Source organism: Pseudomonadota bacterium (assembly GCA_016711215.1).
GTDB lineage: Bacteria > Myxococcota_A > Polyangia.
Genome location: JADJTL010000001.1, coordinates 903,280 through 918,524, shown reverse-complemented (window position 1 = coordinate 918,524; position 15,245 = coordinate 903,280). Strand labels below are relative to the sequence as shown.

The window sequence follows — 15,245 nt, the reverse complement described above, 5'->3', positions numbered from 1 at the left end:
ATCTGAAGGAAGGACAACATCGATGCTCAGTCGCGTCGCCGAGTCGATCTACTGGATGAGCCGCCACGTCGAGCGCGCCGACAACCTGGCGCGCTTCATCGAGGTTCATCACAACCTGGCCCTGGACCTGCCGCAGGCGACCGACGAGCAGTGGCAGCCGCTCGTCAGCATCACCGGCGACGAGGCGCTCTTCGCCAAGCGCTACGGTCCGGCGACGCGCGCCAGCGTCCTTCAGTTCCTCGCCTTCGACGCCGACTACCCGCACTCGATCGTCTCCTGCTTCTCGCAGGCCCGGGCGTGCGCGCGCTCGGTGCGCGAGACGATCTCGGCGGAGACCTGGGAGCAGCTCAACGAGTTTCAGGGCTTCGTGGCGCAGGCCGCGGCGCAGCCGCCCGGCGAACGACCGGACGACCTCTTCGAGCGCGTGCGCCTGGCCGGGCACCTATTTCAGGGCATCATCGACTCGACGATGTCGCATAACGAGGGCTGGCACTTCGCGCGCCTCGGCCGCATGCTCGAGCGCGCCGACAAGACCTCCCGCATCCTCGACGTCAAGTACTTCCTGCTGCTGCCGCAGGTGCAAGACGTCGGCGGGCCGCTCGACGACCTGCAGTGGTCGGCGGTGCTGAAGTCGGTCAGCGCCTTCGCGATGTACCGCCGACGGCACCACGGCATCACCCCACCGCGCGTGGTCGAGTTCCTCCTGCTCGACCGAGAGTTCCCGCGCGCCGTGCGGCACTGCCTGAACGCCGCCGACCAGTCGCTGCGCGCCATCTCCGGCACCCCCCGCGACACCTTCCATAACCCGGCCGAGCAGCGGCTCGGGCAGCTCCAGAGCGAGCTGGCCTTCGCCAGCGTCGACGAGATCGTCGACCGCGGCCTGCACGAGTTCATCGACGGTCTCCAGCTCAAGCTCAATCAGGTCAACGACGCGATCGAGCAGGTCTTCTTTGCCCTGCGCCCGGTCGACGATCTCGCCGCCCGTCCCTCCGTCCAGAACGGGGCCCTGCGCGCGGATTGATCGACGCGGCAAGCCGTGGCGCCATCGGCTTGCGGTTGCCGCGCGGCCGCCGATTGGCTACAAGGTGCATCCCTGTTGCCGCGGAGGCCCTATGGCCCAGCCAGCCCTGCGCGCCCTCGTCATCGCCAACCCGCAGTCTGCCGGCGGCGCGCTCGCGCGGCGCTGGTCGCAGGTCGCGGCGCTGCTGCAGGAGCAGCTCGGCGCGCATCAGGTGCGCTTCACGCGCCAGCGGGGCGACGCGCGCACGCTCAGCCGCGCGGCCATCGATCAGGGCTTCGAGCTGATCGTGGCCGTCGGCGGGGATGGGACGATCAGCGAGGTCGTGGCGGGGCTTTTCGACGACGCGGGGCCGCTGCGCCCCGAGCTCTTGCTCGGGTTGGTCCACTTCGGCACCGGCGGCGACTTCTGTCGTAGCACCGGCACGCCGCGCCAGCTGCGCCGCGGCATCCGCGCGCTGCGTGGCCAGGCCTACCGCAGCATCGACGTCGGGCGCGTCACCTATCAAGCCGCCGACGGCCGGCCGCAGGCTCGGCACTTCGCCAACATCGCGAGCTTCGGTCTGGCCGGGCTGGTCGACCAGCTCGCCAACAGCAGCTCGAAGGCACTCGGCGGGCGCCTCTCTTTCGCGCTCGCGACGGCGCGCGCGCTCCGCCGCTACGAACCGGCGCGCGTGGCGCTGCGCCTCGACGAGGGGCCCAGCGTGGCGCTGACGGTGCAAAACGTCGCCGTCGCCAACGGCCGCTATTTTGGTGGCGGCATGCAGATCGCGCCCGCGGCCGAGCTCGACGATGGCCTCTTCGACGTCGTGGTCGTCGAGGCGCTCAGCGCGCTGGCGATGCTACGCCACGGCCACCGCCTCTATCGCGGGACCCACCTCGGCTTGCCGCAGGTGCGGGTCCAGCGCGCGCGCCGCGTCGAGGCGCTGCCGCTGGTGAGCGACCCGCCCGTGCTCCTCGATGTCGACGGCGAGGCGCCGGGGCAGCTTCCCGCGCGCTTCGAGATCGTGCCGGGCGCGCTGCGGCTGAAGATCGCCGAGCCGGTGGGCCGATGATCGCCGTGCTCCTGCGGCTGGCGCTGAGCGCCGCGAGCGGCGCCGCGATCGTCCTCGCCACGGCCACCTTCGACCTCTGGCAGCTCGCCTGGGTCGCCTTCCTCCCGCTCTTCGCCGCCGTCCGCGACCAGCCGATCGGCCGCGCCTGGCTTTATGGCTGGGCCGCCGGGCTCGTGGCCAACGTCGGCGGCTTCTATTGGGTTCCCCAGCTCCTGCTGCGCTTCGGCCACATCCCACTGGCGGGGTCGTGGTCGCTCTTCCTGCTCCTGGCGCTCTACCAGGGCCTGCCCTGGGCCGCCTTTGCGGCGCTCTTGAGCTGGCTGCAGCGCCGCCGCGGCTGGTCGACCGTGCTGCTCGCGCCGCCGCTGATGACCGCCGCCGAGCTGCTGACCCCGATGGTCTTCGACTGGTACCTCGCGATCACCCAGGCCTGGGTCCCGCCCGCGATCCAGATCGCCGAGCTGACGGGTCCGCTCGGCGTGACGTTTCTGATCATGGTCAGCAACGGTCTGCTCGACGACCTGCTGCGGCGGCTGCGTCCTGGGGCCTCGGGCGCGAAGGGCTCGTGGCGCCCACAGCTCGCCGGCGCCGCGCTGCTGCTCGCCGCGCTGGCCTTTGGCTATCTGCGCCTGCCCCAGATCGAGGCCAGTCGACGGCGGGCGCCGAAGCTGCGCATCGGCGCGGTGCAGGGAAACGTCGGCATCGTCGAGCGGCTCGACTCCGCGACCGCGGCGCGCCACCACGCGATGCACCTGGCGGAGAGCCGCAAGCTGCAGGCGGCGGGCGCCGAGCTGATCCTTTGGCCCGAGTCAGCCTACCCCTACGCGATTGAGCGCACGCAGCGACGCGACTTCGCCCCCAACGATCCGCGCCGCGTCAGCCGCGGCCTGCGCGTGCCGCTGATCTTCGGCGCCACCAGCTACTCGCGCTGGGAGCCCTATCCCTACAACAGCGCCTTCATGCTCGGCGCCGACGGGCGCTTCGCTGGCCGCTACGACAAGAACTACCCGTTGATCTTTGGCGAGCACATCCCCTTCTATGAGCATATCCCGCGCTTCCGGCGCTGGTTCCCGGCGGCCTCGCATCTCGCGCGCGGCACGCGCGTGACGACCTTTCCGCTGGGGCCGCACCGGATCGGGCCGATGATCTGCTACGAGGATCTCCTCCCGGCCTTCGGCCGGCGCCTGGCCGCCTTGCAGCCCCAGCTCCTCGTCAACCTCACCAACGATGCATGGTTCGGCGCCAGCGCGGAGCCCTATCAACACCTGGCGCTCGCGGTCTTCCGCAGCGTCGAGCTGCGGCTCGATCTCGTGCGGTCCGTCAATACCGGCGTGAGCGCGGTGATCGAGGCCACCGGCAGGGTCCGCGCCGCGACGCAGGTCGTCGACCCTGCCCTGACGCCCAACAGGCCTCCCAGCACGCTCCTCCACAGCGTGGCCCTGATGCCCCCGCACACGACGGTCTACGCGCGGGTGGGCGACGCCTTCGGCTATGCCAATCTGGCGATCGTGGCGCTCTACTGCCTGGTGGCCCTGCGCCGCTCGGGCGGGCGCCAGGCGCGCCGGGGCGTCAAGCGCGGCCGCCAGCGCACGCGCTAATCGCTGCCCCGCAGCGCGCGCCGTGATTCGCTGACCCGCTCCACGCGCTTCGAGCCCTTACATAGACATGCTCGCCGCCGCGCCTTATGCTTCCGGCCATGGGCTCCAGTAGGGACGATGGGCCATCGGGGGGCCGTCGCCAGCCACCGGCGACGACGGAACGCCGGGACCAAGACGAGAGCGCGCCGCCGGGCGAAGCGCCCCGGCGCCATCGCCGCCCCTCGCGTACCACCATCCCCATCGCGCCCGAGGCACTGCAGCCGCTCTTGGCCGCGACCGCCTCGCATCCCGTCGTAGCCAAGGCGCGCGCGCCTTCGCGCGAGCAGCCGGCCTTCGAGAGCGCCTGGGCCAGCCACGCAAGCCTTCCGAGCGCAGCCCCAGCGGAGAGCCGCGCCCGCCGGCGTGGGGCAGCAGGGGGCTCAGCTCCGGAGCCGGAGATCGCGGATCTCACCGACGACGCGGTGGAGGAGTTCGCTGCCCAGGGCGGCAGCCTGCACGAGGTGCTCGCCTCCGTCACGGCCAGCCATCGCGCCGCCGTCCCGCCCCAGGACTGGGACGTCGCGGCCACGCCCGTGTCGCGCAGTCAGGCGCGTCCCGCCGCCGCCCCCCCGCCGCGGCGGCAGTCGGCAGGGGTCGACGCGCTGCGCGATCAGGCCGGCGCCGGCCCTGGCGCGACGCAGGGGGCGCCGCAGCCGGCCCGCTCGCGCGGCGAGGCGCTGACGGCGCTGCTCGGGCGTGCCGCACAGCTCCACAACCAGGGCCAGCCGACGGAGGCCCTCGAGCTCTGCCGGCGCGCGCTGCAGCTCGCGCCGGGCCATGCGCTCGCCACCGCCCTCGCGCAACGCCTCGAGCTGGTGATCGTCGAGGACGCCGAGTCCCGCATCGGCAGCCTCGAGTCGATTCCGATCGTGCGCGTGCCCGCCAACGAGATCACCTGGCATAAGCTCGATCACCAGGCCGGCTTCGTGCTCTCGCGCATCGATGGGCTGCTCTCCTATAACGACGTCTTGACGGTCAGCGGCATGCCGCGCGCCGCCGCCCTACGGACGCTCGTGCGCCTGCTGGAACTGAAGCTGATCGCCTCTCAGCATTGACCGCGAGCGGGCGCGCCAGTTGCGCCTGCTGCAGGCAGCGGCCATCCGCTGGGCGCTCCGCTGGGCCGCCCGCGGTGCACCACTGGGGTTGAACCGAGGTAGCGGCTCGTGCTAGAAGAGGCGCACTTTGGCCTCAGATTTACACGGATATTTCTCCTCTCTTCCCCCAGCCCTTGAGGTATCCGACGCCATCCGTCAGGTCGACGGCCATCAGGTCGACGGGGCGCAGGTCGACGGCGCGCAGCCCCAGCGCGATTGAAGGACACCATGAGCCGCTTTGAAAAGCTGATCCCACCGAGCACCGGATCGACGATCACCTTCAGCGATGGGCAGCCGCAGGTGCCCGATGACCCGATCATCCCCTTCATCCGCGGCGACGGCACCGGGGTCGACATCTGGCCGGCGACACAGCGGGTCATCGACGCGGCCGTGGCGGCGGCCTATGGCGATCGGCGACGCATCAACTGGTTCAAGGTCTATGCCGGCGACGAGGCCTGCGAGCGCTACGGCACCTATCAGTACCTGCCCGAGGATACCTTGGCGGCGATTCGCGCCTACGGCGTGGCGATCAAGGGGCCGCTGACCACGCCGATCGGCGGCGGCATCCGCTCGCTCAATGTCGCCCTGCGGCAGATCCACGACCTCTACGCCTGCGTGCGGCCCTGCCGCTACTATCCCGGAACGCCCTCGCCCCATCGCACGCCGGAGAAGCTCGACGTCGTGATCTATCGCGAGAACACCGAGGACATCTATCTCGGCGTGGAGTGGCGCGAAGGCACACCCCAGGTACAGGAGCTGATCGCCTACCTCAACGAGCAGCTGATTCCGCGCAGCCCTGACCTCGGCAAGAAGCAGATCCGCCTGGACTCGGGGATCGGCATCAAGCCGATCAGCGTCACCGGCAGCAAGCGCCTCGTGCGGCGCGCCATCGCGCACGCCCTGCGCCTACCACCGGCCAAGCAGCAGGTGACCCTGGTCCATAAGGGCAACATCATGAAGTTCACGGAGGGCGCCTTCCGGGACTGGGGCTACGAGGTCGCGACCACCGAGTTTCGCGCGCAATGCGTGACCGAGCGCGAGTCGTGGATCCTCGACAACAAGGCGCGCCAGCCGGAGCTCTCGGCCGCGGAGAACGCGCGCAAGATCGAGCCCGGCTTCGACAACCTGACCCCCGGCAAGCGCCAGGAGGCGATCGCCGAGGTCGAGGGCGTCCTGCAGTCGATCGGCGCCTCGCACGGCGAGGGTCGCTGGAAGCAGAAGGTGATGGTCAACGACCGGATCGCCGACAGCATTTTCCAGCAGATTCAGACCCGCCCCGACGAGTACTCGATCCTCGCCACGACCAATCTCAACGGCGACTACCTCTCGGATGCCGCGGCGGCGATCGTCGGCGGGCTCGGCATGGGCCCGGGGGCGAACATCGGCGATAGGGCCGCGATCTTCGAGGCCACCCATGGAACGGCGCCCAAGCACGCGGGCCTCGATCGCGTCAACCCGGGCTCGCTGATCCTCTCGGGCGTGATGATGCTCGAGTATCTGGGCTGGCAAGAGGCCGCCACGCTGATCAAGCAGGGTCTCGGCGCCGCGATCGCGCAGCGCGAGGTGACCTATGATCTGGCGCGCCTGCTCGAGCCACCGCTCGAGCCGCCGCTCAAGTGCTCTCAGTTCGCGGAGGCGATCATTCGCCGCTTCCCCACAACCAGCGCCTAGGGCCTCGCCCCTCGGCGCTCGATGCTCCACGCTCGACGGAGGTTCATTCCATGACTCGAAAGAAGATCGCGCTGATCGGCGGCGGCCAGATCGGCCAGATTCTGGCCCTGCTCGCGGCCAAGCAAGAGCTCGGCGATGTCATCATTCTTGATGTTCCCGAGGTCGAGCAGGCGACCAAGGGCAAGGCGCTCGATCTGACGGAGCTGGCGCCAGCCGATCCCTTCGACGCGACGATCACCGGCACCAGCGACTACCGCGACATCGCCGGCGCCGACGTCGTGGTGATCACGGCGGGCATCCCGCGCAAGCCCGGCATGTCGCGCGAGGACCTGCTCTCGACCAACCTGACGGTCATCCGCAGCGTGGCCGACCAGGTGCGCGTCCACGCGCCGAAGGCCTTCGTGATCGTCGTGACCAATCCGCTCGATGCGATGGTCTACGCCTTCCATAAGCAGAGCGGCTTTCCCAAGCATCAGGTCTGCGGCATGGCCGGCGTGCTCGACAGTGCGCGTTGGCGGGCCTTCCTCGCGCTCGAGCTCGGCGTCTCCGTCGAGGACATCAGCGGCACCGTGCTCGGCGGGCATGGCCCCACGATGGTGCCCCTGCCCCGCCTGACCACCGTCGGCGGTGTGCCCCTGACCGCGCTCCTCGACGCCGAGACGATCGAGCGGATTGCCCAACGCACGCGCGAGGCCGGGACCGAGCTGGTCAAGCTCTACGGCAAGGGCTCCGCCTTCTTCAGCCCGGCCGGCGCCGCGCTGGTGATGGTCGAGAGCTACCTCAAGGATAAGAAGCGGGTGCTACCCTGCGCCGCGCTCTGCCAGGGTGAGTACGGCGTCCACAACCTCTTCATCGGCGTGCCCTGCCGCATCGGCGCCGGCGGCATCGAGAAGATCTACGACATCCCTCTGGACGAGCAAGAGCGCGCGCTCCTGGCCAAGACCGTCGACGCGGTGCGCGAGTCCTCGGCCGAGGTGGACGGGTAAGGGTCGACGGATAAGATAAGGGTCGCCAGATATAAGGGTCGCCAGGCAGAGAGGCCATGAATCTTCACGAGCACCAGGCCAAGACCTTGCTGCGGCCGCATGGAGTGCGTGTACCGCCCCATCGGGCGGTGCTGCGACCTGGCGAGGCCTTGCGCGCCGCCCAGCAGCTCCTCGACGAAACCGGTGCCGCCCGCTTCGTGGTCAAGGCCCAGATCCACGCCGGGGGTCGCGGCAAGGGCCGCTTCATGGAGGACCCTGAGCTGGGCGGCGTCAAGCTCGTCGAGAGCACGGCCGAGGTCAGCAGCGTCGCCGAGCGGATGCTCGGACGAACCCTGGTCACGCTGCAGACGGGCCCCGCCGGCAGGGTGGTCAACCGGATCTTGATCGAGCCCGTGCTACCGATTGCGCGGGAGCTCTACGTCGCCGCCGTCCTCGACCGCGTCCAGCAGCGCATCTGCGTGATGGCCTGCGCCGAGGGCGGGGTCGAGATCGAAGAGGTCGCCGCGCGCGCCCCAGAGAAGATCCTCCGCGAGTGGGTCGACCCGGTGATCGGGCTGAGCGCCTACCAGGCCCGTCGCCTGGCCTACGGGCTCGGGCTGCAGGATAGGGCCGCCAAGGGCGCGGCGGAGGCCTTCGTCGGCGTCGCCCGCGCCTTCGAGCAGGAGGATTGCACCCTGCTCGAGATCAACCCGCTGGTGATCACGCAAACGAATGACGTGGTCGCGCTCGACGCCAAGGTCACCCTCGACGACAGCGCCGCCTATCGCCATCCAGGCTGGCCCGATTTTCTCGACAGCGCCGAGGAGGATCCGAGCGAGCTGAGCGCCCAGGCCGCGAACCTGGCCTACGTCAAGCTCGACGGCGCGATCGGCTGCATGGTCAATGGGGCCGGCCTGGCGATGGCGACGATGGACATCATCCGCGCCTTCGGCGGCAGCCCGGCCAACTTCCTCGACGTCGGCGGCGGCGCCAGCAAGGAACGGGTCGTGCTGGCGCTCAAGATCATCCTCGCCGATGTCAACGTGCGGGGGATCTTCGTCAACATTTTTGGTGGCATCGTCCACTGTGACCTCGTGGCCCAGGGGATCGTCGATGCCGTGCGCGAGGTTGGACTCGCTGTGCCCTTGGTCGTCCGCCTCGAGGGCACCAACGTCGAAGCGGGCCGCCGCATCCTCGCCGAGGCCGGCCTGCACCTGACGACCGCCAGCGACATGGCCGACGGGGCGCGGCAGGCCGTGGCGCTGACGCGACGAGCGGACGATCCACCGCCCGGCGCGAGTCAGGCGCCCCTCGCGTCCGGCGCGCAGCCCGCGGAGAAGCGACCGGGACGATGAGCATCTTCTGCGACGAGAACACGCGCGTGATCGTGCAGGGCACCGGCCAAGCGGGGACCTACCACGCCACGCAATGCAAGGACTACGGCACCCGCATCGTCGCGGGCGTGGCGCCCGGCAAGGGCGGGCAGGACTTCCTTGGTCAGCCAACCTTCGACACGATGCGCGAGGCCGTCGCCGCGACCGGCGCCAACTGCAGCCTGATCTTCGTCCCGGCGCCCTTCGCCGCCGATGCGCTGCTCGAGGCGGTCGATGCCGAGATCGCGCTGATCATCTGCATCACCGAGGGCATCCCCGCGCTCGATATGGTCCGCGTCCGGCGCGCCGCGGGAGGTCGGCCTTCGCGCATCATCGGACCCAATTGTCCCGGGGTGATTAGCCCCGGCAAGGCCAAGATCGGCATCATGCCGGGCTATATTCACCGCCCGGGCGCTGTCGGGGTGGTCTCCCGCTCGGGCACGCTGACCTACGAGACGGTCCATCAGCTCACGCGCCTTGGCCTGGGACAAAGCACCTGCGTCGGAATCGGTGGCGATCCAGTGGTGGGTACGAGCTTCGTCGAGGTGCTCGAGGCCTTCGCCGATGATCCCGACACCCAGGCGGTCGTGATGATCGGTGAGATCGGAGGGGCTGGCGAGGAGGCCGCGGCAGCGACGATCAAGGATCGTCTGCGGCAGAAGCCGGTGGTGGCCTTTATCGCCGGCCAGACGGCGCCTCCCGGCAAGCGGATGGGCCATGCCGGCGCGATCATCGCCGGAGGGCACGGGGCAGCGACGCAAAAGATCGCAGCCCTTCAGGACGCGGGCGCGAGGATCGCGCCCAATCCGAACGAGATCGGCAGCACTCTGGCGGCGCTGCTCTAGCCCGCCGAAGCGCCTGAAGCGCCTGAAGCGCCTAGTTCAGGGCCGCCACTCGACACCGATGCCCGCCAGCGGCCCGCCCCGCGAGCCCCAGCCTCCGCCCTCCACCAGAGCCCCCCCACCCACGGTGGCGTTGAGGAAGACGGAGCCATGCCGACCGTGGCCCTGCACGCGGACCCGCAGCCCCGCCTCGCCATAGCCGTAGCCGACCCGCCCGCCGCCGCCGCGCAGCAGCAACCACCAACGCGGGCTGACGGGGATCTGAATCGCCCCGGTCGTCGCGCCGTGGCGGAACTCGTCGTCATAGATGAGCAGGGTGTTCTGCACCTCGACGTTCAGGCCGTCGAGCGCGCCCAGGCGCACGAGCTGCATCGTCGCGAAGGCCGCATTGCCCCCTCCGAACTGCGCATTCGGCGTCCCGAGCCCCACCCCAAAGCCGACGGAGAAGAGCGGCAGGTCGAGCGCCGCCACGGCCTGCGCCAGCGCCGCGACGATCGTGCGGCCGCCGCCGGCGGCGAAGCCGATCGGAGACAAGGTCACGCCGACGTAGATCGGGCGCTCGAAGCGGTAGCCGAGTGCCAGATCATTGAGCATCCCGAAGCCAACGGCCCCCAGGGTAAAGAAGGGCCGCACGGTGGCCTTCAGCTCGTAGGTCCCGCCGACCCGCGGTGGCGCCACGATACTCTGCGTCACCGGCAGGCGGCTGCGCCTGGCCCCCGCCCCCAGCGGTACACGCTCGTTCATGCCGAGGCGCACCCGCGCGTGCTGCGGCGAGACGACGGTCACCACGCCGACGGCCACGACCTGCTCCTGCTCGGCCGCCTCTCTCCGACCCAGCGCCACCCGCTCGCGGACAAAGAGCTCGACGCGATCGTCGCGACGCAGCCCGGCCGCGCCGCCAAGATCGATCAGCACATCACCGACGCCGAGCTCGACGACCCGGCCGGTCGCGTCGGGATCGCTGCCCTCGCGATCAGCCTTTGCGGCGCCGGCCACTACCGGGCGCCTCGCTTCAGGGCCTCCAGCCGCGGCCATCCGGCTGGTCGCCAGCGGGGTGGGCGCGCTCAGGGGGCGCGGGGCTGCCTCGTCCCCGGCGCCGGCCCTGATCTCGCCCACGGGCCGCGCCTCGAGTCGCCGCAGCTTGACCCAGACGGTGCCGTCGGCGACCCAGAAGCCCAGGACCTCACCGCCGAGCAGCCGGTGCGCCACCACCACGGGCCGCTCGGGCTGAGCGATCGAAAGCAGCACCATGCCTGCCGTGCCACAAGCGACGTAGAGCTGTGCCTCGTGCTCGAGCAGGGCCTGAGCGGCGCAACCGAGCTCGACCTGCCCCGAAGCGGCGCTCTCCGGCGACGCACCAGCCGCGAGCACCGCCAGCGACGTACCGCGCGGCACATAGCGCCAGGCGCCAGCGCTTGCTTCGGCCCGGGCGGGAGTCGGCAGCGCAGCCAACGCGATCCAGACCAGGAAGAAGCCGTGCCACTGAGTCATCGCTATGCCCTCCAGCAGGGAAAAAGTCCCAAGAAGAGACCACGAAGAGAAAAGGGGCTAGAAAGAGAAAAGGCCGACGTCTCCGCCGGCCTCGATCGCCTCGATCGCCTCGATCGCATCGATTCTTGCCTGGACGACCGCGACGGATCGGCCGCCGCGCCAAGCGCGCTGCCAAGATAGTGACCCCACCGGGACTTGAACCCGGGCTATCGGCGTGAGAGGCCGACGTCCTAACCACTAGACTATGGGGCCGCGATTCGATCCAACGAATCGGGTTCGGGGACTAGGATTCGAACCTAGATAGCAGGAATCAGAATCCTGCGTCCTGCCATTAGACGATCCCCGAACGGCAACGCTTCGTGCCTATAGCCCAGGCCCAAAACCGTGTCAACGGGGCGCAAGCGTTGGGGCCGTACCGGAGCGCCGGTAGCCCTGGCGCGAGGCTCGCGTTGCCGCGCCGACTTGTTGCTGGTGTAGAGTAACGGGCGTTCGCCGTGCCGCGAGGTCGAAGCCAGCAGAACGCACGGCAGCGCCTGCGCGGGCGAGCGAGAGACGGTGAGCGAGCGACGGCGAGCCAGAGACGGTCAGCGAGAGACGATGCGAAAGAGCCGATGAGTCGACGACGAAGGGCTCGGCAGCCGCGCTCACCAGCACCGTCGCCGAGGGCTGCGGGACCGCGCGGAGGGTCGCCCCTGAGCTCCCGGCGCCGCTGGCTGCCCTATGCGCTGGTGCTGGCGGCGGTGCTCGGCCTTCACGGGCGTTCGGTGCGCTTCGACTTCACCTACCTCGACGACAAGACGCTGATCCTCGACCAGCTCGCCTGGCTCACCGACGCCACCAGCCTCAAGGAGGCGCTGGGGCGCGGGTATCTTCAAGCCGTCGATCGCGATCAGGCCTACTACCGGCCCCTCGTCACCCTGAGCTACGCCTTGGACGCGCGCCGCAGCGGCGAAGACGCCTGGGGTTATCGCCTGACCAACCTGTTGCTCTTCGCGGGCTGCGCGCTGCTCGTGCTGGCGCTGCTGCGCCGCTTGCCGCTGCGACCCGGGGTGGCGCTGGCCGGCGCCCTCGCCTTCGCGCTCCATCCGGCGCTGACCGAGGCCATCGCCTGGATCCCGGGGCGCAACGATACCCTGCTGACCCTCTTCACGCTCGCCGGCTGGCTGTTGGCCCTGCGCGCGTTCGATACGCCCTCGTGGTGGGCGCGCCTCGCTCACCTGCTTTGCTTCGCCGCCGCGCTCTTGAGCAAGGAGCCTGCCGTCGCCCTTCCGCTCGCCGTCCTGGCCCAGCTCAGGTGGGTCGAGCGACGGAGCTGGCGCGAGCTGCGGGTGCCCTGGCTCTGGGTCGGTTGGGCGCTCGTGCTGGCGATCTACACGCTGGCGCGTTTCAACGTCCTCAGCAGTCCGCTGCCACGCGGCGGCGGTCTGACGGCGGCCCTGCTGCTCGCGCGGCTCTCGGTGGTCTTCACCAGCCTGGGTAAGATCGTGCTGCCCGCCCAGCTCGCGGTGCTGGCCATCATTCGCGACACGCCGGTCTGGCCAGGCATCGCCGCCACGGTCGCGCTGACGCTGGCGGCGCTGCTGCTTCCAGGCTCGCGCCGGGCGGTCGCGGCGCTCGGCGGCGTCGTCGCCCTCGCCTTCGTGCTCCCAGGGATCTTCGTCGCCGACACGTTGATCCTCGAGAACCGGCTGGTGATGCCGGCGGTCGGCGTGATCATCGTCGCCTGTGCGTCAATCGACGCGCTGGCAGGCCGGTGGCCTCGTGTGGCAGCGCCCTCCGCCGCCGTGTTGTTGGGCGCCTTCGCGCTGCTCACCTGGCGCTACAGCGACGCCTTCGCGGGCAGGCTGCCCTTCGCGGAGGCGGCGGTGCGCGGCTCGCCGCATGCGCCCCTCGCCTGGGTCCACCTCGGCACGACGCTGCAGCGCGCGGGCGACGCCACGGGCGCGGAGCGTGCCTATCGTGAGGTGGTTCGCCTCGACCCGAACGAGCCGATCGCCCACAACAACCTCGGCGTGCTCCTGCTGCAGCAGGGGCGCACGGCCGAGGCCGAGCGGCTCCTGAGGACCGAGACCGTGATCAACCCGCGCTATGCGCGCGCCCACTTCAACCTCGGACTGGCCCTGCGCCAGCTCGGACGCCTGGCGGAAGCGGCCGCGAGCTGGGAGCGCGCCCACGCGCTCGAGCCGACGAACGTCGATACGCTCGGCGAGCTGCTGAGCTACTACCGTGGCCACGACCCTGGCCGCGCCGGCGCGATCGTCGAGCGCCTGAATGCGCTGGGCATTCGACTGGCGCCCGATCCACCCTCTCCCTGACGCCCTCACGCCTCACGCCCTGAAGCCTCGGGCCTTCCCCGGCTGCGCCCGCCCCGCATGGCCCCCACCTCCCGCGGGCGCGCCGAACTGTGGGATCCACTCCACACCCCGTGGCGTCGGACCCACGCCTGCGGCAGCGCACGCGCCGAGTCCCCGGCCGGCAGCGCGCAGCAAGACCTTTTCGTTCGATGACTTAGCGGATTCCTGCGAGTTGGCCCGGCGCTCGCATAACCTCAGCGCAGCGATGAAGACGCGAAGGCCTACACAAGACTCAGTGAATCACGGTGCCGACCAGGCGCCGAAACAAACCCAGCAACGACGACGGCAACACGGGGAGGGATCGACCATGATGCGCAAATTTTTGGTGGTAGCGGCTCTTAGCGCGATGGGCTTGCTCGTGACCCATAGCGCGGCCTACGCCCAGGCGCTCGGCGAGTGTACGGGCGGCGCCTGCGGCACTCCGGACACCTCCGGCGGCGGCGGTTGCGGCTGCGGCGGCGGGTCGATCCTGATCGCCAACACGGACTTCGGCGACACGTACCAATACGCCGACGACTACGACAATGACGGCCGCGAGGACGACGTCGACAACTGCCCGCAGGTCAGCAACGTCGATCAGACCGACAGCGATGGCGACGGCCACGGTGACGCCTGCGACCTCTGCAGCAACGCCGCCGACAAGGATCAGAAGGATACCGACGGCGACGGCCTCGGCGACGCCTGCGACGCCGACCTCGACAATGACGGCCTCGCCAACGGCGCCGACAACTGCGCCGCCGTCGCCAACCCGACCCAGGGTGACGCCGACAGCGACGGCCAGGGCAACGCCTGCGACGCCGACGACGACAACGACGGGCACCTCGACATCCTCGACAACTGCCCCTCGTCGCCAACACCGACCAGGGCGCCGCGCTGCCCTCCGGCTGTGACGAGGACCTCGACCTCGACAACATCCCCGACAGCCGTGACCTCTGCCCCAGCGTCGCCAATGCTGATCAGAAGGACACCGACGGCGACGGGATCGGTGACGCCTGTGACAGCGACCTCGACGGCGACGGCATCGTCAACGGCCGCGACAACTGCCGCTCACTTTCCAACCCCGACCAGGCCGACGACGACCGCGACAACAAGGGCAACGGCTGTGACGAGCGCTTCTGCTTCGTCGTCGACGGCGACGAGAAGAACTGCCTCGACCGCACCACCGCCTTCCAGGTCTACTCGCCCTCGATGAAGGTCAAGACCGGCGAGGACTTCCGCCTGCGCCTCTTCGCCAACCGTGAGAACACGGCCCTGCGCTACACCTGGACCGTCGTCGAGCGCCCCAGCGGCTCCACCGCCACCGTCAATAACCCCCGCGGCTCGGGCCGCCTCTCCAGCCCGCACGAGTACTTCTACCTCAAGAACAACGTCGCCACCTTCGCCGCCGACGAGCCCGGCACCTACAAGATCAAGGTCCAGGGCGAGCTCGTCTTCGCCGACCAGGTCAACCCCGACTTCCCCAGCGCCAACAGCTACGTCATGACCGTCACGGCGGATGGCGGGTCCACCGGCGGCTGCAGCGTCGGCGGCCACGGCAGCAGCGCCGGCCTCGGCCTCCTGCTCGCCCTCACCCTCCTCGGCCTCCGCCGCGCTCGCCGCGAGAGCTAAGCGAGCCAAGCGACGAGGGTTCCTCCACTCGCCCCTCGCGCCCTCCGCAGCTTCCGGGCCCTGCGGCCCGGAAGCCCCTCGCCCCGACTCCCAGCGCACGACCCCGCCAAGCTCCCCGTAGGATCGACTCCACACCTC

12 protein-coding genes and 2 tRNA genes are annotated in these 15,245 nt (G+C 70.2%); 11 read left to right on the top strand and 3 right to left on the bottom strand.

What is annotated here, in order from left to right; genetic code table 11:
* Positions 1-22: 22 nt before the first annotated feature.
* From IPL40_03610 to sucD, 8 genes are all read left to right on the top strand, one after another.
* On the top strand, positions 23-1,021 hold the full coding sequence (locus IPL40_03610) for an alpha-E domain-containing protein (GenBank protein ID MBK8480252.1): 999 nt from the start codon (positions 23-25) through the stop codon (positions 1,019-1,021).
* 91 nt (positions 1,022-1,112) lie between these two features.
* Complete coding sequence (locus IPL40_03605) at positions 1,113-2,072, top strand: diacylglycerol kinase family lipid kinase (GenBank protein MBK8480251.1); 960 nt, start codon at positions 1,113-1,115, stop codon at positions 2,070-2,072.
* Positions 2,069-3,670: an apolipoprotein N-acyltransferase gene (gene lnt, locus IPL40_03600; protein ID MBK8480250.1), complete on the top strand. Its 1,602-nt coding sequence runs from the start codon at positions 2,069-2,071 to the stop codon at positions 3,668-3,670. The genes IPL40_03605 and lnt overlap by 4 nt, the downstream gene beginning before the upstream one ends.
* Before the next feature lie 266 nt (positions 3,671-3,936).
* On the top strand, positions 3,937-4,764 hold the full coding sequence (locus IPL40_03595) for a tetratricopeptide repeat protein (protein ID MBK8480249.1): 828 nt from the start codon (positions 3,937-3,939) through the stop codon (positions 4,762-4,764).
* Positions 4,765-5,031: 267 nt separating this feature from the next.
* Entirely contained in the window at positions 5,032-6,474 is a 1,443-nt protein-coding gene (locus tag IPL40_03590; GenBank protein ID MBK8480248.1) for an NADP-dependent isocitrate dehydrogenase, read from the top strand.
* Between the two features lie 50 nt (positions 6,475-6,524).
* Complete coding sequence (gene mdh, locus IPL40_03585) at positions 6,525-7,460, top strand: malate dehydrogenase (GenBank protein MBK8480247.1); 936 nt, start codon at positions 6,525-6,527, stop codon at positions 7,458-7,460.
* A gap of 56 nt (positions 7,461-7,516) precedes the next feature.
* Positions 7,517-8,794 (top strand): ADP-forming succinate--CoA ligase subunit beta, encoded by a 1,278-nt coding sequence (gene sucC / locus IPL40_03580; GenBank protein ID MBK8480246.1) that lies wholly within the window; start codon positions 7,517-7,519, stop codon positions 8,792-8,794.
* Positions 8,791-9,657: a succinate--CoA ligase subunit alpha gene (gene sucD, locus IPL40_03575; GenBank protein ID MBK8480245.1), complete on the top strand. Its 867-nt coding sequence runs from the start codon at positions 8,791-8,793 to the stop codon at positions 9,655-9,657. The genes sucC and sucD overlap by 4 nt, the downstream gene beginning before the upstream one ends.
* Positions 9,658-9,693: 36 nt before the next feature.
* On the opposite strand, the gene IPL40_03570 is transcribed toward sucD, so the two are convergent.
* The 3 genes from IPL40_03570 to IPL40_03560 form a co-directional block, all read right to left on the bottom strand.
* Entirely contained in the window at positions 9,694-11,145 is a 1,452-nt protein-coding gene (locus tag IPL40_03570; GenBank protein MBK8480244.1) for a hypothetical protein, read from the bottom strand.
* A 180-nt stretch (positions 11,146-11,325) separates the two neighbouring features.
* A tRNA-Glu gene (locus tag IPL40_03565) sits at positions 11,326-11,397 on the bottom strand.
* A 23-nt stretch (positions 11,398-11,420) separates the two neighbouring features.
* Positions 11,421-11,491 (bottom strand) — tRNA-Gln (locus tag IPL40_03560).
* 265 nt (positions 11,492-11,756) lie between these two features.
* Here IPL40_03560 and IPL40_03555 point away from each other — a divergent pair.
* From IPL40_03555 to IPL40_03545, 3 genes are all read left to right on the top strand, one after another.
* Positions 11,757-13,460 carry a tetratricopeptide repeat protein gene (locus IPL40_03555; protein ID MBK8480243.1) on the top strand — a complete coding sequence of 568 codons (1,704 nt, stop codon included), beginning with the start codon at positions 11,757-11,759 and terminating at the stop codon, positions 13,458-13,460.
* Positions 13,461-13,806: 346 nt separating this feature from the next.
* Entirely contained in the window at positions 13,807-14,691 is an 885-nt protein-coding gene (locus tag IPL40_03550) for a thrombospondin type 3 repeat-containing protein (protein ID MBK8480242.1), read from the top strand.
* A complete protein-coding gene (locus IPL40_03545; protein MBK8480241.1) occupies positions 14,688-15,107 on the top strand; it encodes a hypothetical protein in 420 nt (139 codons plus the stop codon). Before IPL40_03550 ends, IPL40_03545 begins: the two co-directional genes overlap by 4 nt.
* Positions 15,108-15,245 lie beyond the last annotated feature (138 nt).

Excerpts from the sequence above, each read along its gene's own strand:
- IPL40_03545 (MBK8480241.1), top strand. The coding sequence starts at position 14,688 with ATGAAGGTCAAGACCGGCGAGGACTTCCGCCTGCGCCTCTTCGCCAAC.
- IPL40_03550 (MBK8480242.1), top strand. The coding sequence starts at position 13,807 with ATGATGCGCAAATTTTTGGTGGTAGCGGCTCTTAGCGCGATGGGCTTG.
- mdh (MBK8480247.1), top strand. The coding sequence starts at position 6,525 with ATGACTCGAAAGAAGATCGCGCTGATCGGCGGCGGCCAGATCGGCCAG.
- IPL40_03605 (MBK8480251.1), top strand. The coding sequence starts at position 1,113 with ATGGCCCAGCCAGCCCTGCGCGCCCTCGTCATCGCCAACCCGCAGTCT.
- IPL40_03610 (MBK8480252.1), top strand. The coding sequence starts at position 23 with ATGCTCAGTCGCGTCGCCGAGTCGATCTACTGGATGAGCCGCCACGTC.
- IPL40_03555 (MBK8480243.1), top strand. The coding sequence starts at position 11,757 with ATGAGTCGACGACGAAGGGCTCGGCAGCCGCGCTCACCAGCACCGTCG.
- lnt (MBK8480250.1), top strand. The coding sequence starts at position 2,069 with ATGATCGCCGTGCTCCTGCGGCTGGCGCTGAGCGCCGCGAGCGGCGCC.
- sucD (MBK8480245.1), top strand. The coding sequence starts at position 8,791 with ATGAGCATCTTCTGCGACGAGAACACGCGCGTGATCGTGCAGGGCACC.
- IPL40_03570 (MBK8480244.1), bottom strand. The coding sequence starts at position 11,145 with ATGACTCAGTGGCACGGCTTCTTCCTGGTCTGGATCGCGTTGGCTGCG.
- sucC (MBK8480246.1), top strand. The coding sequence starts at position 7,517 with ATGAATCTTCACGAGCACCAGGCCAAGACCTTGCTGCGGCCGCATGGA.
- IPL40_03590 (MBK8480248.1), top strand. The coding sequence starts at position 5,032 with ATGAGCCGCTTTGAAAAGCTGATCCCACCGAGCACCGGATCGACGATC.